Here is a 26,173-nt window from a genome sequence, read left to right on the forward strand (position 1 = left end):
CGCGCCTTGCCGGAATCCGGTCAGTCCTTTTCGATGCTGTTCAACGTCCCCTTTGGCAGCAGGGTCTGGATGGAGGACTTCTGCACGACCACCTGCACGTTCTCGGCGATCTGGAGAATGATGTAGTTGCCGCTGACCTTGTGCACGCGCCCCAGCTGTCCTCCGGAGGTGGCCACCTCGTCGCCCTTCTGCAGCGCGTCGATCATCAGCTTCAACTCCTTGGCGCGCTTCGTCTGGGGGCGGATCAACAGCAGGTAAAAGACGGCGAAGATGGCGATCAGCGGCAGCAGGCTGAGGAAATCCGCCCCACCGGGAGCGGCGGGGGGGGCAGCCTGGGCTAGGGCTTCACTGATCAGCATGGCATTCCCTCCGGCGATGGCAATGATCGAAAAGGGGGGATCTTAGCACGGCGCGGCGCGGGCTTGAAATTCCCGCGCATATGCCTCGAACATTCCCGCTGCGATGGCGTCCCGGATCTCTTCCATGAGCTCCTGATAGTAATGCAGGTTGTGCAGGGTGTTGAGCCTCGCACCGAGCATCTCGTCGATCCGCTGCAGATGGTGCAGGTAGGCGCGGCTGAAATGGCGACAGGTGTAGCAGCCGCAGCGGCGATCCGGCGGTGCCGTGTCGTGGCGGTAGCGGCTGTTGCGCAGCCGGATCACGCCATCGCGGGTATAGAGCCAGCCGTTGCGCGCATTGCGCGTCGGCAGCACGCAATCGAACATGTCCACCCCCTGCGCCACCGCCTCGACAATGTCCGCCGGCGTGCCCACGCCCATCAGGTAGCGCGGCTGCGCGGCAGGGAGCCGCGGCGCGATATGCCGAAGGATACGGCGCATGTCGTGCTTCGGCTCCCCCACCGACAGTCCGCCGATGGCATAGCCGTCGAAGCCGATGGCCTGCAGGCCGGCCAGGGAGCGTTCGCGCAGGGTTTCGTGCATGCCGCCCTGGACGATGCCGAACAGCGCGTTCGGATTGCCGCCATCGTCGTCGTGCGCCCGCCTCGAGCGCTCCGCCCAGCGCAGGCTCAGCTCCATGGATGCCCCGGCGGCACGCTCGTCCGCCGGATACGGCGTACACTCGTCGAACACCATGGCGACGTCCGAGCCGAGCACGCGCTGGATGCGCATCGATTCTTCCGGCGTCAGCATGCACGCGTCCCCGTTCACCGGGGAACGGAACCGGACGCCCTCTTCCGAAATCCTGCGCAGCGCCCCCAGGCTGAACACCTGGAATCCTCCCGAATCGGTCAGCAAGGGCCCCTGCCAGCCCATGAACCCATGGAGCCCGCCGTGCGCCGCGATCGTCTCGAGACCGGGGCGCAGCCACAGATGGAACGTGTTTCCAAGCACGATGCGCGCACCGGCCTGCGCCAGTTCGGCGGGCGACACCCCCTTCACCGCACCGTAGGTCCCCACCGGCATGAAGGCGGGGGTTTCCACGGCACCATGCGCCAGCGTCAGGGTGGCGCGGCGCGCCAGCCCGTCCACGCGGTGCAGCTGGAACCTCACTGCGGGCACCGCCTCACGTCCGCCCTTCGATCAGCATGGCGTCGCCATAGCTGAAGAAGCGGTAGCGCGCCTCGATCGCATGCCGATAGGCGCGGCGGATGTTTTCCATCCCGGCGAAGGCGGATACCAGCATCAGCAGGGTCGAGCGCGGCAGATGGAAGTTGGTGAGCAGGCGCTCCGCCACCTGCAGGCGGTAGCCGGGCGCGATGAAAAGATCGGTATCGCCGTGGCCCGGCCGCAGCTCGCCCCCGCCCGCCGCCGCGGCCGCCTCCAGCGCCCGCAGCGAGGTCGTCCCCACCGCCAGCACGCGACCGCCGGACGCGCGCGCGCGCTGGATGGCCGCCACCGTCTCCTCTGGGACGTGAAAGGACTCCCGGTGCATCCTGTGCTCGGCGAGGCGCTCCACCCGCACCGGCTGGAAGGTGCCCAATCCCACATGCAGCGTCACGTAGGCCACCACCACACCCATGCGCGCCAGCGCTTCCAGCATGGCCTCGTCGAAGTGCAGGCCGGCGGTGGGCGCCGCCACGGCGCCGGCGTGCCGCGCGAAAACCGTCTGGTACCGACTTTCGTCGGCTTGCGCCGCCGGGCGGGAGATGTACGGCGGCAGGGGCACGCTGCCGTGGCGCTCCAGCAGTTCCGCCACCGTTTCCGCGCAATCGAAGCGCAGAGTATAGAGGTCCGCTTCGCGCGCCAGTACCGTCGCCTCCAGCACCCCTGCGAGCCGAAGCCCCGATCCCGGCAGCGGCGCATGACTGGCGCGGATGACCGCCAGCACCCGATGCGCGTCCAGCACCCGCTCCACCATCACCTCCACCCTGCCGCCGCTGTCCTTCACCCCGGACAGACGCGCCTTGATGACGCGCGTATCGTTCAGCACCATCACATCGCCGGTGCGCATGAATCGGGGCAGGTCGGCGAACGTCGCGTCCCGCAGCGCACCGCTCGCACCCGTCAGATGCAGCAGGCGGCTGTCCCCCCGCCGGACCGCGGGAAACTGCGCGATCAATTCGGGAGGCAGCGCGAAATCGAAGTCCTGGACTCTCATCGCGCATATTATACCGGCGCGCCCGGAGGCCGCCCGCCCGAGTTGCCGCGCCTCTCCTTTTCAGTAATAATGCCCCTCCTGCAGGGGCATGGCCGGGATGGCGGAATTGGTAGACGCACGGGACTCAAAATCCCGCGACCGCGAGGTCATGGGGGTTCGATTCCCCCTCCCGGCACCACCCTATGCCGAACGGATGCAATCGTCGCGGCAACTCCCCCGGGGAAAGCCCTACCAGAGCTTGCGGTCGTCCGGAGGCTTGCAGCCGCACAGGTCGACCAGCACATAGAAACTGAGCAGTGCGCATACCGGCAGAAGGAAGCTCGGGTCGAGCAGCACCACGGCAACGCCGCTGGCCAGCATGCTGCCCTTGAGGAACTCGAACAGCATCTTTGCAGTTTCGAACCGGCCGAGTTCCTCCAGCTTGCGGCAGAATGCGAATTCGTCGCAGATCGCCTTCCTCGCCCCGCCTGCCCTGGCGAATACAGCTTTGAATTCCTCGCTGTCCAGGATGCGCCGGCCGATGGCCCTCAGGCCGGCGCTCGTCAGGACGCGCATCTGCATGCCGTCCCCCGCATCCACGGTCGTATAGTCGACACGCTCGTCGACGTAGGCGGAAAAGCGGACATCACCCAGGATGGCATTCGCCAACTGCTCTTCCGATTCAAGATCTTCGACGGACGCCATGAAGCAGGATCCTTCCGGTTGTGGTTGCCATCGGGCAGGCTCGCGCCCTGCCCGAACACGACAGGCTCTCGCCAATTGCAGGAAGCCGACTGCAGGTCACCGCAACGCATGCGTTCTGGTAAGGGAGCCACGATCGACCTGTGTCGCGCGCTCCTGCGTTGTACGCGCCGCATCCGTCCGCCCGGAGAGGCGATACCCTGCAACCGGCCGCAACCGCGATCGCGAGGGCCATGCCGATATTGTAATCCTCCTCCGGATGAGGGAAGGGAATTATCGGAAGGTCAATCGAGAAATGGCTTGGGTATCGTCGCCATGCCGACTTCAACCCGCCAGTGTTGGCCGGTGGATCGAAGTCGAACCGATTCAGGTTTTCAGGATGCTTGCTTTCTATGACGCGCCATGAAGCCCATCAGACCGAGACCAGCCAGCAACATGGCGTAAGTCTCGGGTTCGGGCACCGGCGCAGTGACCGCGGTATATTGCAGGCTGAGGAAACCATTCCCGTTGAACGGGAACTGCCAGTCCTGGCCGGGAATGGTGCTGAAGTAGGCGTGGCCGATGCCGAAGCCGGAGGCATCCTGCGCCGTCTGGGTGCGCGACAGCTGAAGATGGGTCAGGGTCGGGTCGATGCTGGTCAGGTAGGCGATGTACTTGGTGTCGGCATTCAGGCTCAGGCCCAGGTTGTCGAACGCGATGGCGGTATAGTTGCCGGCCGAGTTGAAGGTGTCGACTGCCGTAAAGACCGTGGACAGAAGATTGTCCCCGACCGTATTGACCGCCTGGTTCTGGGCGTTCGTGTCGGGGTTCCACTTTGCCACATTCAGCTGGAAGGACGCCGTCGTGTTGCCGAGCGCATAGAAGCTGAAGGATGACAGGATGGCATCCGACGCCAGGGAAAACACCTGGCCTACCTTGGGCGAGTCGCCGCTCGGGTTGGCGGCGTTACCGAAGTAGGCAAACGGCAGACCCGTGTTCGCGCCAAGCGGCACGTTGGTGTAGGTGGTAGCGGAGGCACCGACGGCAGTCGTGGCCATGAAAACACTCACTGCAAATTTTCTGAGCATTTGGATCTCCCTGGAAAAAGAAGCAAATTATTTGAATTGAATAGACGCGCCAACCGGTTCCAAGGATAAAGCGGCATTATTTCATTGGCGATCGTTCTGGTCGGGCCGCTGGTAGTCCGTACGACGGGTAATCCGGTTTATTCAGTCCTGCAGCATGCGGAAAAAGGCGGCGATAACGATGTTATCGGCAAATCGACTCCCACCGGAGTGGCCAAACCGGGAATTTCCTACTGCACAGGACAGGAGATTCTGGTCTGTGTTAATTCATTGCTCAGGCTTCCCACGAAATGCCGTGGAGTCAGGGCTCAGGTGTTGCTCCATGAAGAAGGTACCATGAGCATGGTGGAAGAGATCAGGCGGCGGACGGCCAAGCGCAAGATAATTGCGGAAATGAATCGGCAAGAAAACCGAAGTAAATCGTTGTTTTGTTGGTAGCGAATCCCAGATTCGAACTGGGGACCAACGGATTATGATTCCGCTGCTCTAACCACTGAGCTAATTCGCCACATGCGGGCAGACGCCGAGGGGATGGCATTTTGCCCCCTCGATACGTGCTCTGTCAAGGTTTACAAGGGTTTGCACTCGATCCGGGTGCCTGTTTTCGTGAGACTGCGACGCTCGGGAGAAGTTTCGCGTGCAGCTTCTTCGGGATAACCGGCGGACGTCGCCGGCGGCGCCCACCGATCGGCAGCCTGTATAATGCTTCTCATGAAATTCGACGTCGTGATCATAGGCGGCGGCCTCGTCGGAGCCGGTCTGGCCCTGGCGCTCCGGAACGGCGGCCTCGGCGTGGCGCTGGTGGAGGCGCGTACCCCCGCCCCTCTCCCTCCCGACGACGCCTGGGACAGCCGGATCTACGCCGTAAGCCCGGGCAGCGCCGCTTTCCTGCAGGATGTCGGCATATGGCCGGCACTGGCTGCGAATCGCCTCACTCCCGTGCATGAGATGGCCATCTTCGGCGACGACGATGCAGCGTGCCTCGACTTCAGCGCCTACGACGCCGGACTGCCCGAACTGGCCTGGATCGTGGAAAACGGCCGCCTCCAGGCTGCCGCCTGGCGTATGCTCAAACGGCGCACTCGGCCGGTCAGGACGTTCTGCCCGGCCGAGTGCGCCTCGATCGCCTGGGACGAGTCGCGGGCGGAGTTGCGGCTGGCGGACGGCAGCGTGCTGCAGGCTGCACTGATCGTGGGTGCGGACGGCATCCATTCGTGGGTGCGCGAGCAGGCGGGCATCGATACCGAACAGCGGGCCTATGGACAGATGGGAGTGGTCGCAAACTTCAGTGCCCAGAACTCCCACCGCCACGTCGCCCGCCAGTGGTTCCGCCGGGATGGCGTGCTGGCGCTGTTGCCGCTGCCGGAGTCGCGGGTATCGATGGTGTGGTCCACCGACGAGGCGCATGCGCGGACGCTGCTCGCCGTCCCGGGAGCGGAGTTGTGCGACCGGGTCATGCAGGCCAGCGGGCACGCGCTCGGCGCTCTGCAGTTGGTGACGCAACCCGCCGCTTTTCCGCTGCGCTTCGTGCACGCGAAGAAGCTGGTACAGTCGCGCATCGCCCTCGTCGGCGACGCCGCCCACGGGATTCATCCGCTTGCCGGGCAGGGCGTTAACCTGGGGCTGCGGGATGCGCGCGAACTGGCCGTAACCCTGCTTGGGCGTGGCCCCGAGCTGGACTGCGGCGACCCGCTCCTGCTGGGCCGCTACGAGCGGGCACGCAAGGAAGATATCCTGGCGACGGAACTGGCCACCGACGGACTGCATCGGCTGTTCGGCAGCCCCCATCCAACGCTGATGCGCTGGCGCAACCTTGGCCTGGAAATCACCAACCGCCTGCCGTTGCTGAAGAATCAGCTGATGCGGCACGCATTGAACTGAATCATACCCCAACCAACTGGAGCTGCTGCCGATGAATCTCCCGCCCCTCCCGGTTTCCTTCCTCCCGGTCATGCTCTTGAGCCTGCTTGCCGCCCCCGCGTCCGCCGACGAGGCCGCCCTGAAGAAGGCGCTGGCCGTCCATTTCCCCAACGAGAAGATCGAGAGCGTGAAGAAGACGCCCTATCTCGGGCTGTACGAGGTGGTAATCGGAAGCGAACTGCTGTACACGGACGTGAAGGCGACCCATCTCTTCTTCGGTCATGTGGTCGATCCGCGAACACGGACCAGTCTCACCAGCGAGCGCCTGCAGCAGATCAAGGATGCGCGGCGCATCAGCCTGGACTCGCTGCCGCTGGAGCATGCGATCAAGGCGGTCAAGGGCAACGGCGCGCGCAGGCTGGCCGTGTTCTCCGATCCCAACTGCCCCTATTGCAAAGGACTGGAGAAGGAGCTGGCCAAAATCACCGATGTCACCATCTATACCCTGCTCTACCCGATCCTGAACGGCTCGCTACCCACCGCCACGGCGATTTGGTGCTCGCCGGATCCCCTCGGCGCATGGAACGATTTCATGCTGCGGGACGTCGCTCCCCCGGGAAAGAGCTGTCCCACTCCCCTGGATGGGCTGATCGAGACCGGCAGACGGCACGATATCAACGGTACGCCTACCCTGATTTTCGCCGACGGCTCGATCGTCTCGGGCATGATGCCCGCGGATGCCATCGAAAAGAAGCTGAACCAGGGCACCGCCCCGCGATAGCACCATCCAGCCAGGTCGGCCGGATCAGGGTATCGCGGGAGCTTCGGGAGCGTGCCCCGCGGGCAACAGTACCCACATCCTGCCCGCCTGCCTCATCTTGCCCGCCTGCTCCCCCGCCTGCGGACCGAAACCCCAGAAGAAGTCGGCACGCACGTTTCCCTTGATCGCGCCGCCGGTATCCTGTGCCACCATCAGTCTGCGAAGCTGCCTGTCGGTGTTCGGCCAGGTCGTGGCGAGGAATACCGGCGCTCCCTGGGGAATCGCCCGCGGATCGACGGCCAGGCTCCTGCCCGCGGTCAGGGGCACGCCGAGCGAGCCCAGCGGGCTCGGCACCCCGGCCGGCAACTCGCGGAAGAACACGAAGCTCGCGTTCTGCTGCAACAATTGGTTCAGCCTCTGGGGATGCCTGCGCCCCCAGGCGCGAATTCCCTGCATGGAAGCCTTTTCCAGGGGCAAATCCCCGCGCTCCACCAGCAACCGTCCCACCGACTTGTAGGGATGCCCGTTCTGGTCGGAGTACCCCACCCGCACGACCTCGCCGTTTTCGAGCTGCACCCGGCCCGATCCCTGGATCTGCAGGAAGAAGAGATCGATCTCGTCATCCACCCACAGCAGTTCCTTGCCCTGCAGCGAGGCAGGATCGCGTTCGATCTCGGCACGGCTGTAGTAGGGCACCACCCTGCGCCCCTGCAGGCGCCCGCGCAGCCGCATGTTCTTGAGTTCCGGATACACCTCTCCCAGGTCGATCACCAGCAGTTCATCGGGCGTGGCGTACAACGGGAAGCGGAAACGCTTGGACGGCGTGCGGCTGCCCTTCAGCAGAGGCTCGTAGTAGCCGGTGATCAGACCGTCGCTGCTGCCGTCGGCGTTCAGCACCTGGTGCGGCACGAAACGGCTTTCGAAAAACCGGCGCAGGGCAACGCCGTCCCGCCCACGCATCAGATCCGCCTGGGCACAGATTTCCTGCCACAGCGGCTGCTTCTTCAGAGCGATGCAGCTGCGCAGGAATGCATCCATTGCCTGGGGAATATCGTCGTCCGCCCAGCCTGTGAGGGCATTCCAGTCGACCGGCTTGAGCGTCACCACGGGGGCCTGCGGCAGCGTGGGAAGCGCCGCCTTTTCCGGCACGGCCGGCGCGGTGACAGGCCTGATGGTACAGGCGTCAAGCAACAGCGCTCCCGCGAGGAAAACCGCGAGAATGAATTGGTTTTTCACCGGATATTGGTTAAAGTTGCAATTGGTAAATATACATCATGCTGAACCCCATGTGGATACTCCTGCTGGAAGCCGGCGTAGCGCTGTCGCTACTGATTCTGATCGTGTGGTGGACCCGGCCGCAAAAACGCAACGACGACAAGAAAGATGACGAGCATGAGTGAAAAAATACGTGATGCCGCACGGCGCTGGCGGACGATCCGGCAGGGTGGATGCACTCTGCCGCAGCGACGTGCGGGACGGGTTGTCACATACAGGAATCGAAAGGGGGAATCGCAATGAAATACCGGGGCCTTCAAGAATTCTGTGCCCACATAGCCGAGCACAATCCGGGACAGCCGGAATACCTGCAGGCGGTCGCCGAGGTCATGGAGAGCCTGTGGCCTTTCATCTCCGAGCATCCCCGCTATGCCGAGCACGGTCTCCTGGATCGGCTGATCGAGCCGGAGCGCATCATCATCTTTCGGGTCGCCTGGGTGGACGACAAGGGAGAGGTGAACGTCAACCGCGGCTACCGCATCCAGCACAGCTCCTCCATCGGCCCCTACAAGGGCGGCACCCGTTTCCATCCCTCCGTGAACCTCTCCATCCTCAAGTTCCTGGCATTCGAGCAGACGTTCAAGAACGCGCTGACCACCCTGCCGATGGGCGGCGGCAAGGGCGGTTCCAACTTCGACCCGAAGGATCGCAGCCAGGGAGAGATCATGCGCTTCTGCCAGGCGTACATGAGCGAACTGTTCCGGCACGTGGGCTCCGACGTCGACGTGCCGGCCGGCGACATCGGCGTCGGCGGACGGGAGGTCGGTTTCATGGCGGGCATGATGAAGAAGCTGTCGAACCGCTCCGACTGCGTCTTCACCGGCAAGGGCCTGAGCTTCGGCGGTTCCTTGATACGGCCTGAAGCCACCGGCTACGGCACCGTGTACTTCGCCGAGGAAATGCTCAAGCAGTCCGGACGTTCGCTCGAAGGCCTGCGGGTCTCGGTGTCGGGCTCGGGAAACGTCGCGCAGTTCGCCGTGGAAAAAGCGCTGGCGCTCGGCGCCAAGGTCGTGACCGTATCCGACTCCAGCGGCACGGTGATCGACGAGGATGGGTTCACCATCGAAAAACTGAATGAGCTGAAGGAATGCAAGAATCTGCGCTACGCCCGCATCAGCAGCTATGCCGAGCGCACGCAGGCCCTCTTCGTACCCGGAAAGCGCCCCTGGCACGTGCCGGTGGACGTGGCGCTGCCGTGCGCCACCCAGAACGAGCTCGACGAGAACGACGCGGCGACGCTCATCGGGAATGGCGTGATCTGTGTGGCCGAGGGCGCCAACATGCCCTGCACGGCGGAAGCCGTGAAGCGCTTCGAGCACGGCAAGGTGCTGTTCGCTCCGGGCAAGGCCAGCAATGCCGGCGGCGTGGCGACCTCCGGGCTGGAGATGAGCCAGAACGCGATGCGCCTCTCCTGGCCACGCGAAGAGGTGGACGCCCGTCTGCTCGAGATCATGCAGGCGATCCACCGCTCCTGCCTGACGTACGGGCGGCGCAAGGATGGCAGCATCAGCTACGTCGACGGCGCAAACGTGGCCGGCTTCGTCAAGGTGGCGGATGCGATGATCGGCCAGGGCGTGGTGTAGGACGGAAGTCGGAAGGATATCCGCCGAACTACCGTATCCAGACCGTCTTGATGTTGGCGAACTCGCGGATGCCGTGGTGCGACAGCTCGCGCCCGAAACCGGATGCCTTGACCCCGCCGAAGGGTAGGCGCGGATCCGACCGCACCATGCCGTTGATGAAGGTGCAGCCCGCCTGAATCCGCCGAGCGATGGCTTCCGCATGCGCTGCATCCCGGCTCCATACGCTGGAACCCAGCCCGAAACGGGTATCGTTGGCGATACGGATGGCATCTTCCTCGTCCTCGGCGCGTATCACCGCCGCCACCGGACCGAACAGTTCCTCGTGGTACGCCCGGGTCTTCGAGGTCACCCCATCCAGTATCGAAGGCGGATAGAACGCACCCTCTCCCGCCTGCGGCGCGCAACCGAGAACCGGCCGGGCACCCTGCGCAATCGAATCGGCCACCTGCTCGTGCAGCGTCTCCCGCAAGTCTAGGCGTGCCATGGGACCCATCTGGGTGGACTCATCCAGCGGATCGCCCACCCTGCGCTCCCGGGTTTTCTCGACGAGCAGGGACAGGAAGGCATCGGCGATCTCCGCCACGGGAATGATGCGCTTGGCGGCAATGCAGGACTGGCCGCAATTCTGGAATCTCGACCTCACCGCCACGCTCGCCGCCTGCTCCAGATCCGCATCCGCCAGCACGATGAAGGCGTCGGATCCGCCGAGTTCCAGCACGCACTTCTTCAGGTGCTGGCCCGCATGCGCGGCGATCTCGCGCCCGGCGGCCTCCGAGCCCGTGAGCGTCACCGCGCACACGTGGTGGCTGGCGATGACGTCGACCACATCGCAGGATTCGATCATGAGCGTGGAAAACAGAAACGGGGGGAAGCCCGCGTCGAGGAACAACTGCTCCAGCGCCAGCGCGCATTGCGGAACGCTGGAGGCATGCTTGAGGACGCAGGCGTTGCCGGCCATCAATGCAGGTGCAGCGAAGCGGATGACCTGGAAGAACGGGAAATTCCAGGGCATGACGCCCAGGACGATGCCGATCGGCTCGTAGGAGACGTAGCTTCTGCCCGCATCGGTCGGCACCGGTTCCGCTTGCATGAAATCCTCCGCATGGGCCGCGTAGTATTCGCAGGCGAGCGCGCACTTTTCCACTTCGGCGCGTCCTTCGCGCAGCGGTTTCCCCATTTCGAGGGCCATCAGACGAGCATAGCCGTCGACCCGCTCACGCAGGAGGGCGACAGCTTGCCGCATGCAGACGGCTCGTGCGGCGAATGGGGTGTGCACGGCGAGCGTCCAGGCATCGTGCGCCTGCTCCAGAACCGACGCAAGATGATGACTGTCCCAGCTGGTGAACGTTTTGAGGGTCTTGCTGGTGGCGGGGTTGAGGCTGATGTACGGCATGGTGTGCTATTCTCCAAAATCGGATGTCAAAGAAGGTGGACGGTACGGCACTCCCCGGTTTCTTTCATGGGATGTTTCAGGTATAGCAGATCATGCGACGGTTTTTCCCCTGGTCGGCACAATTGACAGGAATGTTTCTTGCCGTTTGCGCTGGCCCGCTCATGGCTGGACCCGACGACGATTTCCTGGCCATGCGGCAGGCATTCCAGATAGGCGACGCCACCCGGGTGTCGCACTACGCCCAGCGGCTGCAGGGACACGTGCTGGAGCCTTACGCCGCCTACTACCAGTTGCGGCCGCGGCTGGATGCGGCGGCGGCGCTGGGGGAAGCGCAAGACATCCGGGCGTTTCTCCGCCGCTACCGGGAGGGCCCGCTGGGCGAGCGCCTGCTCGGCGAGTGGCTCAAGGCATTGGGCAAGGCGCAGCAATGGGGCCTGTTTGCCGAAGTCTACCCGGAGCTGGTGAACGGTGATGTCGAGCTCACCTGCTATGCCCTGCAGCAACGTCTCAGCATCCACGACGACAGTGCATTCGACGCGGCCCGGCCGCTGTGGTTCAATGGCAAGGAACTGCCAGCGAATTGCACACCCGTCTTCGAGATCCTGGCAAGTGCGAACGTGCTGCAGGCGGAAGACGTCTGGGCGCGATTGCGGCTGGCGCTGGAGGCCGGCAATGCCAGCGTGGCGAAACAGGTCAATGGATACCTGCCGAACGATCAGGCGCTCGATACAGACCGTCTGAAAGCGGCCACGGACAATCCCCTTCGCTATCTGGAGAAGCATCGCGGCACCATCGCGACCCGTGCCGACCGGGAAATCGCGCTTTTTGCCATGCAGCGGCTGGCGCGCAGCGGCCCCGACCAGGCGCATACCTACTGGCACAAGATACGTGGACGATTCAGCGAGGCGGACCAGGCTTATTTTCTGGCACAGCTGGCGGACCAGGCGGCTCGCAGGCTCAATCCGCGCGCGCTGGAATGGTTCAGGGAAGCGGGGAACGTCAGCCGCATGCCGGTCGTGCTGTCGGATGCGCAGCTCGGCTGGAAGGTGCGCGCTGCGCTGCGTACGGGAGACTGGGCGCTGGTGCTCGAGACCATCGAGGCCATGTCGCCCGCGGAGCAGGAAACGGGAACATGGCGCTACTGGAAGGCACGCGCGCTCAAGACCCGAAACCGGATGGCGGAGGCGAATGCCCTGCTTGCCCCGCTCAGCACCGAACACAATTTCTATGGGCAGTTGGCGGAGGAGGAACTGGGTGTGGGGATGAGCGCACTTGCGGAATCCTACAAGGCAACCGCAGACGAGATCGCGGACATGCAGCGATCGCCGGGAATCCAGCGCGCGCTCGTCCTGTATCGCCTGAACTTGCGCACGGAAGCCGGACGGGAGTGGGCCTGGGCGATACGCGACCTCGACGACCGCCACCTCCTTGCCGCCGCCGAGATCGCACGGCGCAACGGACTCTACGACCGCGCCATCCACACCGCCGACAGGACCCGGCTGCAGCACGACTTCACCTTGCGCTTCCTCGCGCCACACAGGGAAGCCGTGCGCGACATCCTGAAGCAGCAGGAACTCGACGAAGCCTGGGTCTATGGACTCATCCGGCAGGAAAGCCGGTTCATCAGCGACGCCCGATCCAGCGCGGGCGCCATGGGATTGATGCAGCTGATGCCGGCCACCGCGAAATGGGTGGCAAAGAAAATGGGCATGAAAAAATACCACAAGGGACTGGTCACCGACATCAACACCAACCTGGCACTGGGTACGTACTACCTCCGCCACGTACTGACAATGTTCGACGACCAGCCGCTGCTGGCTTCCGCGGCCTACAACGCGGGTCCGGGACGCGCCCGGCAATGGCGCGACGCCCGCGCCCTGGAGGGGGCCGTCTACGCAGAGACGATCCCCTTCAACGAGACTCGCGACTACGTGAAGAAGGTGATGAGCAATTCCATGTACTACGCCAGCACCTTCGGCCATCAGGTACGCACGCTGACGCAGCGCCTGGGAATCGTTGCGCCCAGGTCGGATGGCACCCTCCGCCCAACGGATCAGACGGATGAAGATTGAGCGCATATGCATGGTCGGCGGCAGCGGATTCGTGGGCAGGCACATCGCGAACCAGTTGACGGCACGCGAGATCCGGATTCGCATTCCCACCCGGCGCCGCGAGCGGGTCAAGGAACTGCTCGTGCTGCCTACCGTGGACGTCGTGGAAGCGGACGTGCACAACGATGACACGCTCGACCGACTGTGCCGCGGCATGGACGCGGTGATCAATCTCGCAGGCATTCTGCACGGCGACTTCAAGCGCGTGCACGTGGAACTGCCGCGCCGCATCGTGGCGGCCTGCAGGCGCAATGGCGTCACGCGGCTGCTCCACATGAGCGCGCTGCACGCAGGTCGCGACCGCCGGAGCGAGTACCTGCGCTCCAAGGGCGAAGGAGAGCGGATCGTGACGGAATCCGGCCTGGCCACCACACTCTTCCGGCCATCGGTCATATTCGGCCCCGGGGATTCGTCACTCAGCCTATTCGCTCGCCTGGCGCGGCGATTGCCCGTGCTGCCGCTCGCCTCGCCCGACTCGCGATTCCAGCCGGTGTTCGTGGAAGACGTCGCGCACGCCTTTGCGTCCAGCCTGGATGACCCCTCGACCTATCACCAGCGCTACGACCTGTGCGGCCCGCATCGTTACACCCTGCGACAACTGGTCGAGTATGCGGCGCGGCTGACCGGCAGCAAGCCGCTCATCATCGGGCTCAACGACGGCCTCTCCCGTCTCCAGGCCATGATCATGGAATGCCTGCCCGGCAGCATCCTGAACCGGGACAGCCATGCATCGATGGAGGTGGACAGTGTATGCGATCCGGGCTGCGATCCCTTCGGGACGGTATGGAAGCGTCGAGCCACCTCCCTGGAGGCGGTCGCACCGTCGTACGTACCGGCTCCCATGCCGCGCGAACGCCGCGACAGGCACCGGGCGGACAGGTGAACCCTTCTTCTTTCCATAGACGTTCGTGAAAACCTATCTGGTCGGCGGCTCGGTGCGCGATGAGCTTCTGGGATTGCCCGCGACGGATCGGGACCACGTCGTCGTGGGCGCCACGCCGGAGGATATGGTCAGGCTCGGCTACCGGCCGGTGGGCAGGGACTTCCCCGTCTTCCTGCATCCCCAAAGCCAGGAGCAGTATGCGCTGGCGCGCACCGAGCGCAAGGTATCGTGCGGCTACCGCGGATTCGAGATACACACCTCCCCCACGGTTACGCTGGAAGAAGATCTGGCGCGGCGCGACCTCACCATCAACGCCATCGCCAGGGATGAAGATGGCAGCATCATCGATCCCTTCGGTGGCGTGGCCGACCTCGAGGCTGGCCTGCTGCGTCATGTCAGCCCCGCATTCGTGGAAGATCCGGTGCGGGTGCTGAGAATCGCCCGTTTCGCCGCACGCTTCGGTTTTGACACTGCGCCGGAGACGCTTGCGCTGATGCGCGCGATGGTGGACAACGGCGAGGTGGATGCGCTGGTGCCGGAACGCGTCTGGCAGGAATTCGCACGCGGCCTGATGGAACGCCAACCGTCGCGCATGTTCCAGGCGCTGCGCGAATGCGGTGCACTGGCACGCGTCCTGCCCGAAGTGGATGCATTGTTCGGCGTACCCCAGCCCGCCCAGCACCACCCCGAGATCGATACAGGCGCACATGTCATGATGGTCGTCGACTACGCCGCGTCCATGGACTATCCACTGCCCGTGCGTTTCGCAGCGCTGACTCATGACCTGGGCAAGGCGGCCACTCCCCCGCAGGAGTGGCCACGCCATGTCGGCCATGAGGCCCGCAGCGTGAAGCTGACAAAGGGCCTGTGCGACCGTATCAGAGTCCCGCATGACGTACGCGATCTGGCGCTGCTGGTGGCGCGCTACCACGGCGATGTCCACCGTGCGGCGGAACTGCGCCCGGCCACCATTGCCGCCATGCTGCAGAATGTGGACGCCTATCGCAAGCCTGAACGCTTCGAGGCATTCCTGCAGGCTTGTGCATCCGACTTTCACGGCCGCCCCGGCTATGCCGGCAGGCCCTATCCCCAGGCCGGGCGGCTGCGCGCGGCCTTCGACGCGGCCAGGAGCGTGAAGGCAGGCGCCCTTGCGGAAAGAACGGCGCGGTCCGATATCGATCCTGCACGACTGTCCGATGCCATCCGAACAGAGATCGTGCAGGCCCGAACCAATGCCATCCGCGCATGCCTTGACGGAAAGGAAGAGTCCATGGGCGGGGCATGATCCCGGTGGATCGCACCGGCATCGCGAGTGATGGAGGAGGAAGCGGGAACGGCGGCAGTTATCGAGACTTGCGCGCTGTCCGGGCAAGGGACAGATTATCGAGAAACGCGCCAATGTGAGACGCTGACACCGCCCTCCGCCACCAGGCCCCCAGCCGGCGGTTCCGGGTGAGCCCGCACCGATATGCGTGCCGTGCTATTTGCCTGTCCTTTCCCTACGCGCCTTGTCGATCAGTTCGTTCAATATCCGGATGGTGTTGGCCGGGGTGCTCCCCATTCTGCCGCTGGTCATATACTTTCCATCCACCACCAGCGTGGGCACGCCGGAAATGCCGTATTTCGCAGCCATGCGTTCGGATCGCGGCACCTGTTGGGCCTGAACGGAGAAGGAGTTGTAGGCTTCGATGAACTTGTTGCGATCGATTCCCTGGCGGGCCGCCCAATCGAACAGCGCCGCGTCGCTGGTCGAATCCACCTTGCCGATGTGGATTGCATCGTAGACCTTGTCGTGCAGTGCACTCCTGACCCCGAGCGCCTCCAGCGCATAGAACGCCTTCGCGGCAGGCGCCCAGTTGGGGCGAAGGACGGCAGGAACATAGCGAAAACTGACACCCTTGGGAGCGCCCGCCAGCCAGGCGCTGAGCTGAGGATGCAGGGCATAGCAACTCCCGCACCCGTACCAGAAGAATTCGAGCACCTCGACGTCGCTTCCGCTCTCGATCGGCTGAGGATGGGACAGGAGCACGTAGTCGCGACCCTCCACGAGTTCAGCCTGCCCGCTCCCGGCCAGGCCCATCCCTCCGATCAGAATCATCACTGCCAGCAATGAACGCATCGAATCCATCATTCCTCCCGAAGTCAAGGTCATGCGCCGCGCTACGGCGCACTATCATGCGCTTTCATGAGACTGCTCTGTACCCCGTTCTGCTGCAGCGAAGCACGTACTCGATCGATGTCATCCATCGAAGTGAAGGGTCCGACGCGTACCCGGTGCCAGACACCCTTTTCCGACAGATCGGCAGATTGTACCGATGCCTCCACGCCCAGCATCGCCAGCTTGGCCTTCAGATTGTCCGCTTCGTCGCTGCTCTGGAACGACCCGGCCTGGAGAAAATAGCGGTCGTCCGACGACGGCTGCCGGCCCGCCTGCCTGAATTCCTGTCCCACGGGGAGTTGTTCCTCAGCATCCGGCAGCATCTTGTAGAATTCGAAACGAGGCCTGTCCCGCCGTACGTCGCTTCCACCCTCGATACCGGAAGCCGAAGCGTTTTTCTGGACCGGATCGGCGGCAGTTTCCGCTCCGGTGCCCGACCGCTCCTGCGGGATGAACGGGCTCGGCGCACTGCTGAGCATCATCCACATGCCCATCGCGCTCAGCAGCCCCAGTGCGTAACCTATGAAGAGTCCCAGCACGAGACGATTCCCCATGACACGGGAAGGCGAAGCAGGGCGGGTTTTGTAGTCTCGGCTCATGGCAATCTGATACGTCGAATCCGCAAGGGTCTGCGCTCCGGCACTCTCCTACTCTTTTCTCTACATCCTCTCCGGCGCGCTCACGCCCAGCAGCTCCAGGCCATTGCCGAGTACTTGTCTCACCGCCGCGATCAGGCCCAGCCTGGCCAACCGCAGCGGCACCTCCGGCACCAGGAACCGGGTTGCATTATAGTAACTGTGAAACGCCCCGGCCAGATCCTTGAGATAGAAGGCGATGAGATGAGGTGCACGTTCACCCGCAGCAGCCTCCACCGTTTCGGGATAGTCGATCAGCCTTTGCAGCAGACACAGCTCTGCTGGACTCGACAGCAGGGAGGTGTCGGCAGCGGCGAGCGTCTCCTGATGTCCACCCCACTGCTCCAGCACGCTGCAGATCCTGGCGTGGGCATACTGGATGTAGTAGACCGGATTGTCGTTGCTCTGCGACTTGGCCAGATCCAGGTCGAAATCCAGGTGCTGGTCGCTTTTGCGCAGCACATAGAAGAATCTCGCGGCGTCGTTGCCCACCTCTTCGCGCAATGCCCGCAGCGTCACGAATTCTCCCGCACGGGTGGACATGGATGCCTTCTGGCCGTCGCGGTACAGCACCGCGAACTGCACCAGGGCGATCTCCAGTTTCTCCGGATCCAGCGACAGCGCCTGCAGTGCGCTTTTCACACGCGCGATGTAGCCGTGGTGATCCGCACCCCATACGTCGATCACACGCTCGAAACCGCGCTCGAACTTGTGCAGGTGGTAGGCGATGTCGGAAGCAAAGTAGGTGAATTGCCCGTTCTCCCGCTGCACCACCCTGTCCTTCTCGTCGCCGAAGCGCGTCGAGCGAAACCACCTCGCCCCGTCGCGGTGGTATAGGCAATCCCGCTGATCCAGCAGGTCCACCGCCCGCACCACCGCACCGCTGTCAAACAGCGACTGTTCGGAAAACCAGGCGTCGAACACCACCCCGAATTCCGACAGGTCGTTGCGGCAATCTTCCAGCTGTTCCGCCAGCACGAAATCGTGGATGTGCGCGTAACCCTGGCCCAGCAAGCTGCGGGCGCCCGCAATCAGGTGGTCGAGTTCGGCGTCGATGTCCACCTCGGCAGGCATGCCCGCAAACAGCGAGTCGGGCCGATGCAGATAGCGATTCCCATGCACCTCGCCGATCCGCCGCGCCATGTCGCGCACGTATTCGCCCTGATAGGCACCAGCGGGGAAGCGCGGCAGGAGCTGGTGCAGTTCCAGGTAGCGCAGCCACGTGGAAAGCGTCAGGATATCCATCTGCCGCCCCGCGTCGTTGACATAGTATTCGCGCGCAACCGAAAAGCCGGCGGCGGCAAGCACGTTCGCCAGACTGGCGCCAAAGGCGGCGCCACGCCCGTGGCCCACATGCAGCGGGCCGGTAGGATTGGCCGACACGAATTCCACCTGCACGCACCTGCCCGACCCGTTGCCGCTCCGGCCAAAGCTCCTGCCGGCCTCCAGCACGTAGCGTGGAAACTGCTGCTTGACGGCCCTCCTGAGGAACAGGTTGATGAAACCGGCCCCTGCGATCTCCACTTTTTCCAGATGGGGCGAAACCGCCAACGCCTCGAGGAGCGCACCTGCAATGTCGCGCGGACGCCGACGCAGCGGCCCGGCCAGCTGCATCGCAAGATTGCAGGAATAGTCGCCGTGATCCACCTGCCGGGGACGCGCGAATTCGATGCTCACGCCGCCGCCCTGCGGCAGCAGGGCTTCCACGACAGGACGCAGCAACTGGATGAAATGGGCCTTGAAATCGGGTTGTGATTGCTGCACGTGGGAACTCATGGCATGAAACCTGGGGGATGTCGGGGCTGGCTTTCGCCCGCTATTATAACGATGTTGAAATGGGCCGCCCCACCAGTTTGCAGTTTGAGGCACGTGCGCCCCGCCAGGACGGCTGCCCTACCACCGTATCCTGAGATAGCCTTCGTTGCGGGCGACGCTGAAGCGCACCGCATTGGCACCGCGGCGCAGCGCCGGGTGCCGTGAAATGGGCTTGAACGGCCCGGCCGCCGAGCGGGAGTGCTCGATGTCCAGAAACCGCTCGCGCGGCGAGAACAGGCGCAATTCGAATTGCCCGGGACCCACCTCGCGCACGCCGGGCGCAAACGGCCGCGCCAGGGGCTCACCCACGAATACACCCGCTCCCGGCCAGGCAACGCTCTTCCAGTAGGCTTCGATAGCGCTCGCCCCCAGTGCATAGTGGTACATGGCAACACCTGGAACCGGAAATTTCTGCGGATGGTTGCAGGGCTCCACGACGGTGCCGTAGCTTGCAGTGGCGCCTGCTTCCAGCCAGCGCAGGCTGCTCATCTGGCTCGAATCGGTCAGCTGGCCGCCGGCCGAGGTGAGATGATCCGCCAGCGCACCCGGCAGGAATGTCAGGGTATCGAGTTGCGGCACACGCACCAGTCCCGTGAAGTAGAACAGAACGTCGCGGCGATCGGCGATGGCGTCGGTTTCGACGATGTCGATGGGAAAGACCCCTTCCAGGTCCTTTGCGGTCTGTTCATACAGGGTTGCCCGCACGCTGCGTGCCTTGTCGGAGGTGACGGCAAGGTAGGCGCGGCCCTGCGGGAAGCTCTGGTCCGCGGCGACGCCCCGGTCGATGAGTGCCTTGACGTCCTCGAAACGGATACCCGCCAGCATCATCGCGGGACGCATGTTGAAGTCGCGGGCAGGCTGGAGACTGGTGGAATTGAAATAAGGGCTGAGGGCGGTGGGGCCGCAGTCGGCCGCACAGTGACTCTCGTCGAAACCGAAGGCAAGCGCCGACGTCAGGGACATGCAATCCACCCGGTAGGGGTCGGTCCAGGCTACCGCGTACGCCTGGACGCGGGCTGGGGTGGCCTGATCGATGCGGGTCTTCAGCTGCCGAAACTCGTCCCTCGTCAGCGTGTGGCGGCCGGGAGGGAAACGCAGATGGATCATGTTGGCCTCCGGAATCCGCCGCGCCTTCCGGTAGTAGTCTGCGACCTGCTGCGACAGCGGGTCGTCGTCATTGACGATGACGGCCAGTTCGTCCGGGGTCAGCCCCGTCGGCTGCAGCTGGATGCGCGCCTGCGCCGCCGCAGGCGCAGCATGCAGCAGAGCTGCGACCAGCAACAGGCAGAGACATGGCAGTATCGGTCTCGTCATGGGCGGCCGGTCAGGTATGCATGAGAAATATTCAGGCAACGGGGAGCGCGTGAGAAACACCTTACCACCCAATAGAGCGATCCCCGGCGGCAAGGTTCATTCGTGAACGGCCAGACTGCATCGGCGCGTATCGAATCCGGATGAACGATTCGGGGTCTCGTGCATAATAACGGCTCCAGGGAAACGAATCCACGGATCCATGCTGTCCCTCCACGATCTCCTGCACGCACGCACGCCTCGGGTACCGCTGACGAAATTTCTGATCGGCGCCAATCTATTGGTCTTCGCGGCGATGCTCGCCAGCGGTGCGGGCCTGTGGCATTCTCCCAACAGCGTGCAGCTGGCCTGGGGAGCAAACTTCGGCCCGGCCACCCAGGACGGCGAATGGTGGCGACTTGGCAGCGCGATGTTCCTCCATTTCGGCGCCGTGCACCTGACCCTGAATCTCTGGGCGCTGTGGGATGGGGGACAACTGGTCGAACGCATGTACGGCCATGTCCGTTTTGCCGGCATCTATTTTGCCGGGGGACTGGCAGGCAATCTGCTTTCGCTTGTCGCCCACCAGGGGCTGGCCGTGTCCGGCGGCGCCTCGGGCGCCATCTTCGGCCTGTACGGCGCCCTGTTGACATTCCTCTGGCGCGAACGCGACGGCCTGGATCCCGGCGAATTCCGTTGGTTCTTCTGGGGAGCGGCGGGCTTCACCGCGATCACCCTGATGCTCGGTTTCCTGATTACCGGCATCGACAATGCCGCCCACATCGGCGGCTTCCTGACCGGGCTGCTGGGCGGCATCGTGCTCGCCCGCCCGATGGGCGGAACCGGTGCGATATCCCTCCGCAGCCGCCTGCTGGCAATGAGCGCATTCGCACTGGCGATCGCTCTTCTGGCCGGCCACATTCCTTCGCGCCCCTATCGATGGAGCGAAGAGGTGCTGACACGCAGGGAGATCGGGGAATTCCTGCGCGACGACAGGGCGATCAGCCAGGCGTGGCAGGATATCCTCGAGGCAGGCAGGCGCGGCGACGTCTCCTTCGACGAACTTGCCGGGCGCATCGATACGGCGATCGGTGATCGCTATGAGGAGAGTTTCGAGCAGCTTTCCAATCTGCCTCAGGATCCCGCCCTGCCTTCGGCCGCCGCGGCAGAAGTGCTGCGCCACTACGCGGAGCGCCGCAGGGATGCTTCGCGCGCCCTGGCGGAAGGATTACGTACGCATAAACCGGAGCAGGTCCGCGAGGCCCTGGAAATGGCCCGACGGGCGCAGCGACTGTCCCAGCCCGACTGATCCGGCGCGAGTGTGGCACGTCGCCGCACCAGCTGCGCATCTTCTTCGATACGATTTTCCCGACATGCACGAGTCCCTTTGACATGCGCAAAAAAATACTGCACTATGGCGAAACGCACTAGCGATAGTTAGCTGTGCCGATCAAGAATACTAGATGTAGTGGTCAATGGCCAGGAGTCGCCACGGCATCCGGCATCAACCCATGGGAAATACACGCTTCCCATATCGATGAGGAGAATCCAGCATGCAACTCGTGACAGGCAACGCACCCCCCTCGACGGTGCCCGGATATGACCTTTCCCCGGCTTCTCCCGCATCGAACACCCGCTATGCCCAGTACAGGGTCATTCGCCGCAACGGTTCCGTAGTTGCATTCGAGCCGGGGAAAATTTCCATAGCCATGACGAAAGCATTCATTGCCGTCAACGGCGGCCATGGCGTGGCATCCGCCCGGATCCGCGAAGTGGTGGCGCGCCTGACGGGCGATGTGGTGGATTCCCTGGTGCGCCGCCAGCCCGCGGGCGGCACCCTGCATATCGAGGATATCCAGGATCAGGTGGAACTGGCGCTGATGCGCTCCGGCCAGCACGACGTGGCGCGCGCCTATGTGCTGTATCGCGAGGATCGCGCGCGCAAGCGCGCGCAGCAGCGGGAGATGGCGGTGGTGGAAACACCGGCCGCCACGCTGCACGTCGTGACGGATGGTCGCAGGGTTGCACTCGACACGTCGCAGTTGCTGGCGCTGATCGAATCCGCCTGCGCGCACCTGGGCGAGGCCGTGGATCCCGCACTGATCCTCCAGGCCACCCTGAAGGATCTGTACGACGGTGTCCCGGTGGAGGAGGTCAGGAAATCCGTCATCCTTTCGGCCCGGGCGCTGATCGAGAAGGAACCGGCATACAGCTACGTCACCGCACGCCTGCTGCTGCACTCCATCCGCTTCGAGGTGCTGGAGGAGGAAGTCACCCAGCAGGACATGGCAGGCCGCTACACCCGCTATTTCCCCGAGTTCATCAGGCGCGGGATCGAAGCCGAGCTGCTGGACGAACGCCTGGCGCAATTCGACCTGCCGCGGCTGGCCCAGGCACTGGACGCCGAGCGCGATCTCAAGTTCGGCTATCTTGGCCTGCAGACCCTGTACGACCGCTATTTCCTGCATGTGCAGGATCGGCGCATCGAGCTGCCCCAGGCATTCTTCATGCGCGTGGCGATGGGTCTCGCACTCAACGAGATCGATCGCGAGGCGCGTGCCGTGGAGTTCTACCACGTACTCTCGAACTTCGATTTCATGAGCTCCACTCCGACCCTGTTCAACTCGGGCACCCGACGTTCACAGCTGTCCTCCTGCTACCTCACCACGGTGTCCGACGATCTGGAGGGCATCTACGAGGCGATCAAGGAGAACGCCCTGCTTGCCAAGTATGCCGGTGGGCTCGGCAACGACTGGACGCCGGTACGGGCGATGGGATCGCGGATCAAGGGTACCAACGGCAAGTCGCAGGGCGTGGTGCCGTTCCTCAAGGTGGTGTCGGATACCGCCGTGGCGGTGAATCAGGGCGGCAAGCGCAAGGGAGCGGTATGCTCCTACCTGGAGTCCTGGCACCTGGACATCGAGGAATTCCTGGAGCTGCGCAAGAATACCGGCGACGACCGCCGCCGCACCCACGACATGAATACCGCCGTCTGGGTACCGGATCTGTTCATGAAGCGCGTCATGGAGGAAGGCAAGTGGACGCTTTTCTCGCCTGCCGACACGCCCGACCTGCACGAGAAATTCGGCAGCCAGTTCGAGCAGGCCTACCTGGGCTACGAAGAAAAGGTGGCACGCGGCGAGTTGAGCCTGCACAAGAAGATCCCCGCGCAGCAGCTATGGCGCAAGATGCTCAGCATGCTGTTCGAGACCGGTCATCCGTGGATCACCTTCAAGGATCCCTGCAACATCCGCTCGCCGCAGAATCATGCCGGTATCGTGCACAGTTCCAATCTGTGCACGGAGATCACCCTGAACACCAGTGATCAGGAGATCGCCGTATGCAACCTGGGCTCGGTCAACCTTACGGCCCACATCAGCGAAGGCAGACTCGACAGCGAGAAGCTCAAGCGCACCATCAGCACCGCCATGCGCATGCTGGACAATGTCATCGACATAAATTTCTATGCCGTTGCCAAGGCGCGCAACGCCAACCTCAGGCATCGTCCGGTAGGATTGGGAATCATGGGCTTCCAGGATTGCCTGCATACGTTGCGCATCCCCTACGCCTCGCAGGAAGCGGTGGAGTTCGCCGACCGCGCCATGGAAGCGGTCGCCTACCACGCCTACTGGGCATCCACCGAACTGGCCGAGGAGCGTGGCCGCTACGCGTCCTATCGGGGTAGCCTGTGGGATCGCGGCATCCTGCCGCAGGATACGCTCTCGCTGCTGCACGAAGAGCGCGGAGGATACGTCGAGGTGGATACCAGCACCACGCTGGAATGGGATGCGCTGCGCAAGCGCATCAAGAAATACGGGATGCGCAATTCCAACTGCCTCGCGATCGCTCCCACCGCCACCATTTCCAACATCATCGGCGTATCCGCGAGCATCGAGCCGACCTTCCAGAATCTCTACGTCAAGTCGAATCTGTCGGGCGAGTTCACCATGGCCGGCGAACATCTGGTGAACGACCTGAAGAAGCTGGGACTCTGGGACGAGGTCATGATCTCCGATCTCAAGTACTTCGACGGCGCCTTGAGCAGGATAGACCGGGTGCCGGCCGACATTCGCCGGCTCTACGCCACCGCCTTCGAGGTCGACCCGAAATGGCTGATCGAGGCGGCATCGAGACGGCAGAAATGGATAGACCAGGCGCAATCGCTCAATCTCTACATGGCGGGCGTCTCGGGCAAGAAACTGGACGAGACCTACAAGCTGGCCTGGCTGCGCGGCCTGAAAACCACTTATTACCTGCGTTCGCTGGGCGCGACCTCGGCAGAGAAATCGACGGTCGAAGCCGGCACCCTGAATGCGGTGCCCACGGAAGGCGGTATGGCCACGGCGAGCTGCGCCATCGACGATCCCGGGTGCGAATCATGCCAATAGCGGGGAGTTTGCAAGACCACGGAAACCAAAGGAGACGAGGATGCTGACATTTGAGGATGAAACGATGCGGTCGGGGTTGCCACAGATGAATGGAGTGGCCGATGGTGCATCCAGGCCGGGAGGGCATGTCTCCGCCCCCCTGGAAAACGTCAGACCTATCCATCCCTCCATCGAGGCAACACGTCCTGCCGATGACAACGCCAATCGCCGCCTGTCGGTCGAGGACAAGCGCATCATCAATTGCAAGGCCGACGTCAACCAGCTGGTGCCGTTCAAGTACAAATGGGCGTGGGAAAAATACCTTGCCGCCTGCGCCAACCACTGGATGCCGCAGGAAATCAACATGAGCCGGGACATCGCCCTGTGGAAGGATCCGGATGGACTGACCGAGGACGAGCGCCGCCTGGTCAAGCGCAATCTCGGTTTTTTCGTCACCGCCGATTCCCTGGCGGCCAACAACATCGTGCTGGGTACCTATCGCCACATCACCAATCCGGAATGCCGCCAGTACCTGCTGCGCCAGGCCTTCGAGGAAGCGATCCACACGCATGCCTACCAGTATATCGTCGAATCCCTCGGACTCGACGAAGGAGAGATCTTCAACGCCTACCATGAGGTGGCATCCATACGCGAAAAGGATGAATTCCTGATCCCGTTCATCGATACGCTGACCAATCCGGAATTCCGGACCGGAATGCCAGAAACGGATCAACAATTGCTGAAGAGCCTGATCGTATTTGCCTGCATCATGGAGGGGTTGTTCTTCTATGTGGGGTTCACGCAGATCCTGGCGCTGGGAAGGCAGAACAAGATGACGGGTGCTGCGGAACAATACCAGTACATCCTGCGGGACGAGTCCATGCACTGCAACTTCGGCATCGACGTCATCAACCAGATCAAGATGGAGAATCCGCATCTGTGGACCCGGGAGTTCCGCAACGAGATCTCCGCACTGATGCAGAAAGCCGTGGAACTGGAGTACCGCTATGCCGAGGACACCATGCCACGCGGGGTGCTGGGCATGAATGCGCCGATGTTCAAGGAATATCTGCGCTACATCGCGAATCGCCGCTGCCAGCAGATCGGTCTGGATGCACTTTTTCCGGGGGCCAGCAATCCCTTTCCATGGATGTCGGAGATGATGGACCTGAAAAAGGAAAAGAATTTCTTCGAAACTCGCGTGACCGAGTACCAGACCGGCGGCACGCTGAGCTGGGACTAGAGCGGATATTCTTGCACCTCGTGCTTTTTCATCCATCGATGAGATTCCTTCAGCAAGACTGCGCTTACCGTTGCCATAGGTCGGATCAACGCCAGCGCTTCGGGATAGGCTGTATCGGCCTGGATCCGGCACATTCCGGATCATCATGCAAGCAGTGCCAAAAGCCATGCTGCACACGATGAACTTCCGCCTGATCAGGCAATTGCGGCTCATTTATCCGTTGATCCGTCACTGTGCAGTAAGCAGCAGGTGTAGTAAGCGTAGTGAGTGGTAATCCCCTGTAACTTTCATCTGGAGGTTGAAATGGCAACTACCAAAAAAACCGCAGCAAAGAAATCGACCGAAAAGAAGGAGGCAGCCACGAAAAATGCGTCTGCCAAAAAGGTAGCATCCGTCAAGAAAGAAGTAGCGGCCAAGAAGCCGGCCGAGAAAAAATCCATCACCGCCACCAAGAAACCTGCCGCGACCAAGGCCGCAGCCGAGAAGAAGCCCGCAG

22 protein-coding genes, 2 tRNA genes and 1 pseudogene are annotated in these 26,173 nt (G+C 63.3%); 13 read left to right on the forward strand and 12 right to left on the reverse strand.

Going from position 1 to position 26,173, the window contains the following annotated elements; translation table 11 throughout:
- Positions 1-20: 20 nt before the first annotated feature.
- Genes yajC through queA form a run of 3 tightly spaced genes read right to left on the reverse strand, consistent with a single transcriptional unit; the run spans position 21 to position 2,559 of the window.
- Positions 21-359, reverse strand: a complete 339-nt coding sequence (gene yajC / locus BT108_RS04495; RefSeq protein WP_072293354.1) for a preprotein translocase subunit YajC — start codon at positions 357-359, stop codon at positions 21-23.
- Positions 360-401: 42 nt separating this feature from the next.
- Positions 402-1,511 (reverse strand): tRNA guanosine(34) transglycosylase Tgt, encoded by a 1,110-nt coding sequence (tgt, locus tag BT108_RS04500; protein ID WP_072293355.1) that lies wholly within the window; start codon positions 1,509-1,511, stop codon positions 402-404.
- A 13-nt stretch (positions 1,512-1,524) separates the two neighbouring features.
- Entirely contained in the window at positions 1,525-2,559 is a 1,035-nt protein-coding gene (queA, locus tag BT108_RS04505; RefSeq protein ID WP_072293356.1) for a tRNA preQ1(34) S-adenosylmethionine ribosyltransferase-isomerase QueA, read from the reverse strand.
- Between the two features lie 91 nt (positions 2,560-2,650).
- Between queA and BT108_RS04510 the strand changes: the two genes are divergently transcribed.
- A tRNA-Leu gene (locus BT108_RS04510) sits at positions 2,651-2,737 on the forward strand.
- 50 nt (positions 2,738-2,787) lie between these two features.
- Here BT108_RS04510 and BT108_RS04515 read toward each other — a convergent pair.
- Positions 2,788-3,243: a hypothetical protein gene (locus BT108_RS04515; RefSeq protein WP_072293357.1), complete on the reverse strand. Its 456-nt coding sequence runs from the start codon at positions 3,241-3,243 to the stop codon at positions 2,788-2,790.
- Between the two features lie 371 nt (positions 3,244-3,614).
- Positions 3,615-4,277: a PEP-CTERM sorting domain-containing protein gene (locus BT108_RS04520; protein ID WP_255369615.1), complete on the reverse strand. Its 663-nt coding sequence runs from the start codon at positions 4,275-4,277 to the stop codon at positions 3,615-3,617.
- A 114-nt stretch (positions 4,278-4,391) separates the two neighbouring features.
- Between BT108_RS04520 and BT108_RS13485 the strand changes: the two genes are divergently transcribed.
- Entirely contained in the window at positions 4,392-4,742 is a 351-nt protein-coding gene (locus BT108_RS13485) for a hypothetical protein (protein WP_143142396.1), read from the forward strand.
- On the opposite strand, the gene BT108_RS04525 is transcribed toward BT108_RS13485, so the two are convergent.
- A tRNA-Met gene (locus BT108_RS04525) sits at positions 4,737-4,812 on the reverse strand. The genes BT108_RS13485 and BT108_RS04525 overlap by 6 nt on opposite strands.
- Positions 4,813-5,006: 194 nt before the next feature.
- On the opposite strand from BT108_RS04525, the gene BT108_RS04530 reads away from it, so the two are divergent.
- Both BT108_RS04530 and BT108_RS04535 read left to right on the forward strand, forming a co-directional pair.
- The gene (locus tag BT108_RS04530) at positions 5,007-6,185 is read left to right on the forward strand and encodes a UbiH/UbiF family hydroxylase (protein WP_369816922.1); all 1,179 of its coding nucleotides are present in this window, start codon (positions 5,007-5,009) and stop codon (positions 6,183-6,185) included.
- A 31-nt stretch (positions 6,186-6,216) separates the two neighbouring features.
- Complete coding sequence (locus BT108_RS04535; RefSeq protein WP_072293360.1) at positions 6,217-6,945, forward strand: DsbC family protein; 729 nt, start codon at positions 6,217-6,219, stop codon at positions 6,943-6,945.
- Between the two features lie 24 nt (positions 6,946-6,969).
- Here BT108_RS04535 and BT108_RS04540 read toward each other — a convergent pair whose 3' ends face one another.
- On the reverse strand, positions 6,970-8,160 hold the full coding sequence (locus BT108_RS04540; protein WP_072293361.1) for a murein transglycosylase A: 1,191 nt from the start codon (positions 8,158-8,160) through the stop codon (positions 6,970-6,972).
- Between the two features lie 38 nt (positions 8,161-8,198).
- Here BT108_RS04540 and BT108_RS14120 point away from each other — a divergent pair, with 38 nt between their 5' ends.
- Both BT108_RS14120 and gdhA read left to right on the forward strand, forming a co-directional pair.
- Positions 8,199-8,324 carry a hypothetical protein gene (locus BT108_RS14120; RefSeq protein ID WP_255369616.1) on the forward strand — a complete coding sequence of 42 codons (126 nt, stop codon included), beginning with the start codon at positions 8,199-8,201 and terminating at the stop codon, positions 8,322-8,324.
- A gap of 114 nt (positions 8,325-8,438) precedes the next feature.
- Complete coding sequence (gene gdhA, locus BT108_RS04545; protein ID WP_072293362.1) at positions 8,439-9,782, forward strand: NADP-specific glutamate dehydrogenase; 1,344 nt, start codon at positions 8,439-8,441, stop codon at positions 9,780-9,782.
- 28 nt (positions 9,783-9,810) lie between these two features.
- On the opposite strand, the gene BT108_RS04550 is transcribed toward gdhA, so the two are convergent.
- Positions 9,811-11,175, reverse strand: a complete 1,365-nt coding sequence (locus BT108_RS04550) for an NAD-dependent succinate-semialdehyde dehydrogenase (RefSeq protein WP_072293363.1) — start codon at positions 11,173-11,175, stop codon at positions 9,811-9,813.
- A gap of 161 nt (positions 11,176-11,336) precedes the next feature.
- Here BT108_RS04550 and BT108_RS04555 point away from each other — a divergent pair, with 161 nt between their 5' ends.
- From BT108_RS04555 to BT108_RS04565, 3 genes are read left to right on the forward strand one after another with little or no spacing between them, the layout of a single operon-like run.
- Entirely contained in the window at positions 11,337-13,247 is a 1,911-nt protein-coding gene (locus tag BT108_RS04555) for a lytic transglycosylase domain-containing protein (RefSeq protein WP_255369617.1), read from the forward strand.
- On the forward strand, positions 13,237-14,169 hold the full coding sequence (locus BT108_RS04560) for a complex I NDUFA9 subunit family protein (protein WP_072293365.1): 933 nt from the start codon (positions 13,237-13,239) through the stop codon (positions 14,167-14,169). Before BT108_RS04555 ends, BT108_RS04560 begins: the two co-directional genes overlap by 11 nt.
- Positions 14,170-14,194: 25 nt before the next feature.
- Positions 14,195-15,454, forward strand: coding sequence for a multifunctional CCA addition/repair protein (locus BT108_RS04565; protein ID WP_072293366.1), 1,260 nt, complete (start codon positions 14,195-14,197; stop codon positions 15,452-15,454).
- 195 nt (positions 15,455-15,649) lie between these two features.
- Here BT108_RS04565 and BT108_RS04570 read toward each other — a convergent pair whose 3' ends face one another.
- The 4 genes from BT108_RS04570 to BT108_RS04585 form a co-directional block, all read right to left on the reverse strand.
- Entirely contained in the window at positions 15,650-16,288 is a 639-nt protein-coding gene (locus BT108_RS04570) for a thiol:disulfide interchange protein DsbA/DsbL (RefSeq protein WP_255369618.1), read from the reverse strand.
- Positions 16,289-16,329: 41 nt separating this feature from the next.
- A complete protein-coding gene (locus tag BT108_RS04575; RefSeq protein ID WP_072293367.1) occupies positions 16,330-16,926 on the reverse strand; it encodes an SPOR domain-containing protein in 597 nt (198 codons plus the stop codon).
- 60 nt (positions 16,927-16,986) lie between these two features.
- A complete protein-coding gene (gene argS, locus BT108_RS04580; RefSeq protein ID WP_072293368.1) occupies positions 16,987-18,738 on the reverse strand; it encodes an arginine--tRNA ligase in 1,752 nt (583 codons plus the stop codon).
- 117 nt (positions 18,739-18,855) lie between these two features.
- Positions 18,856-20,091 carry a TIGR03790 family protein gene (locus BT108_RS04585; RefSeq protein WP_072293369.1) on the reverse strand — a complete coding sequence of 412 codons (1,236 nt, stop codon included), beginning with the start codon at positions 20,089-20,091 and terminating at the stop codon, positions 18,856-18,858.
- Between the two features lie 199 nt (positions 20,092-20,290).
- On the opposite strand from BT108_RS04585, the gene BT108_RS04590 reads away from it, so the two are divergent.
- The 4 genes and pseudogenes from BT108_RS04590 to BT108_RS04605 all read left to right on the forward strand — a co-directional run.
- Entirely contained in the window at positions 20,291-21,376 is a 1,086-nt protein-coding gene (locus BT108_RS04590; RefSeq protein ID WP_072293370.1) for a rhomboid family intramembrane serine protease, read from the forward strand.
- Positions 21,377-21,620: 244 nt separating this feature from the next.
- A complete protein-coding gene (locus BT108_RS04595; RefSeq protein ID WP_083566212.1) occupies positions 21,621-24,455 on the forward strand; it encodes a ribonucleoside-diphosphate reductase subunit alpha in 2,835 nt (944 codons plus the stop codon).
- Positions 24,456-24,495: 40 nt separating this feature from the next.
- Entirely contained in the window at positions 24,496-25,677 is a 1,182-nt protein-coding gene (locus BT108_RS04600; protein WP_072293371.1) for a ribonucleotide-diphosphate reductase subunit beta, read from the forward strand.
- Between the two features lie 303 nt (positions 25,678-25,980).
- Positions 25,981-26,173, forward strand: a pseudogene (locus tag BT108_RS04605) (histone); the annotation flags it as partial.

This window comes from Nitrosovibrio sp. Nv17 (assembly GCF_900119085.1).
Taxonomy (GTDB): domain Bacteria; phylum Pseudomonadota; class Gammaproteobacteria; order Burkholderiales; family Nitrosomonadaceae; genus Nitrosospira.

Coding starts and splice junctions, on each gene's coding strand:
- yajC (WP_072293354.1), bottom strand. CDS start 359: ATGCTGATCAGTGAAGCCCTAGCCCAGGCTGCCCCCCCCGCCGCTCCC.
- queA (WP_072293356.1), bottom strand. CDS start 2,559: ATGAGAGTCCAGGACTTCGATTTCGCGCTGCCTCCCGAATTGATCGCG.
- BT108_RS04515 (WP_072293357.1), bottom strand. CDS start 3,243: ATGGCGTCCGTCGAAGATCTTGAATCGGAAGAGCAGTTGGCGAATGCC.
- BT108_RS04520 (WP_255369615.1), bottom strand. CDS start 4,277: ATGGCCACGACTGCCGTCGGTGCCTCCGCTACCACCTACACCAACGTG.
- BT108_RS04530 (WP_369816922.1), top strand. CDS start 5,007: ATGCTTCTCATGAAATTCGACGTCGTGATCATAGGCGGCGGCCTCGTC.
- BT108_RS04535 (WP_072293360.1), top strand. CDS start 6,217: ATGAATCTCCCGCCCCTCCCGGTTTCCTTCCTCCCGGTCATGCTCTTG.
- BT108_RS14120 (WP_255369616.1), top strand. CDS start 8,199: ATGCTGAACCCCATGTGGATACTCCTGCTGGAAGCCGGCGTAGCGCTG.
- gdhA (WP_072293362.1), top strand. CDS start 8,439: ATGAAATACCGGGGCCTTCAAGAATTCTGTGCCCACATAGCCGAGCAC.
- BT108_RS04550 (WP_072293363.1), bottom strand. CDS start 11,175: ATGCCGTACATCAGCCTCAACCCCGCCACCAGCAAGACCCTCAAAACG.
- BT108_RS04555 (WP_255369617.1), top strand. CDS start 11,337: ATGGCTGGACCCGACGACGATTTCCTGGCCATGCGGCAGGCATTCCAG.
- BT108_RS04560 (WP_072293365.1), top strand. CDS start 13,237: ATGAAGATTGAGCGCATATGCATGGTCGGCGGCAGCGGATTCGTGGGC.
- BT108_RS04570 (WP_255369618.1), bottom strand. CDS start 16,288: ATGCGTTCATTGCTGGCAGTGATGATTCTGATCGGAGGGATGGGCCTG.
- BT108_RS04575 (WP_072293367.1), bottom strand. CDS start 16,926: ATGAGCCGAGACTACAAAACCCGCCCTGCTTCGCCTTCCCGTGTCATG.
- argS (WP_072293368.1), bottom strand. CDS start 18,738: ATGAGTTCCCACGTGCAGCAATCACAACCCGATTTCAAGGCCCATTTC.
- BT108_RS04585 (WP_072293369.1), bottom strand. CDS start 20,091: ATGACGAGACCGATACTGCCATGTCTCTGCCTGTTGCTGGTCGCAGCT.
- BT108_RS04590 (WP_072293370.1), top strand. CDS start 20,291: ATGCTGTCCCTCCACGATCTCCTGCACGCACGCACGCCTCGGGTACCG.
- BT108_RS04595 (WP_083566212.1), top strand. CDS start 21,621: ATGCAACTCGTGACAGGCAACGCACCCCCCTCGACGGTGCCCGGATAT.
- BT108_RS04600 (WP_072293371.1), top strand. CDS start 24,496: ATGCTGACATTTGAGGATGAAACGATGCGGTCGGGGTTGCCACAGATG.